Genomic DNA, 619 nt, shown 5'->3' with positions numbered 1-619 from the left:
AGCTCAGTTGGTAGAGCGCAACCTTGCCAAGGTTGAGGTCGCGAGTTCGAGACTCGTCTCCCGCTCCAGTCGATGCGTCGTTGGCTGAATGCCACCGCATCATTGGACCCCACCGCCGGGATCGCCAAAGCCGCCTGGACCACAATCGGGTCCGCTCAGCAGCCCCCCCTTACCCCCCCCGCAGTGCTCCCAGGCAATGCCCCCAAACCAATGCCCGCCGCAACATCGCGTCGTAGCGGCAACTCTTGGTCGCGCGCCCGCCCATTCGACATGCGCAAGGATCGAACCGCAATGGGTGGACCGCGATAGACGAGGCGAGCCACGAGCGGCAATGGACGCGCCATGCGCGAGCGAGACCTGCTCGCTGGCAACGCGCGCGATGCCGCGGCGGCTTTTTCCGATAGAACAACGCCGAGCCCGCACAAGTCCTAAAAACTGTGTATAATCGCTGTCTTTGGTGGACACGGGCTCTTTCAGAACGTGTCGATGTGCCGGCAGCAATACCGGCAACATACTGGCAACACACCAGAACGCAGTGCCCCCGCGGGAGTAGCTCAGTTGGTAGAGCGCAACCTTGCCAAGGTTGAGGTCGCGAGTTCGAGACTCGTCTCCCGCTCCA

1 tRNA gene is annotated in these 619 nt (G+C 62.5%); it reads left to right on the top strand.

Annotation, left to right across the window (positions count from 1 at the left end):
* Window positions 1-543: 543 nt before the first annotated feature.
* Window positions 544-619: transfer RNA gene (locus DK459_RS07530), tRNA-Gly, on the top strand.

It is taken from the genome of Achromobacter sp. RW408 (genome assembly GCF_003184165.1).
Taxonomy (GTDB): domain Bacteria; phylum Pseudomonadota; class Gammaproteobacteria; order Burkholderiales; family Burkholderiaceae_B; genus Achromobacter; species Achromobacter xylosoxidans.
This window is presented reverse-complemented; position numbering and strand designations above follow the sequence as displayed.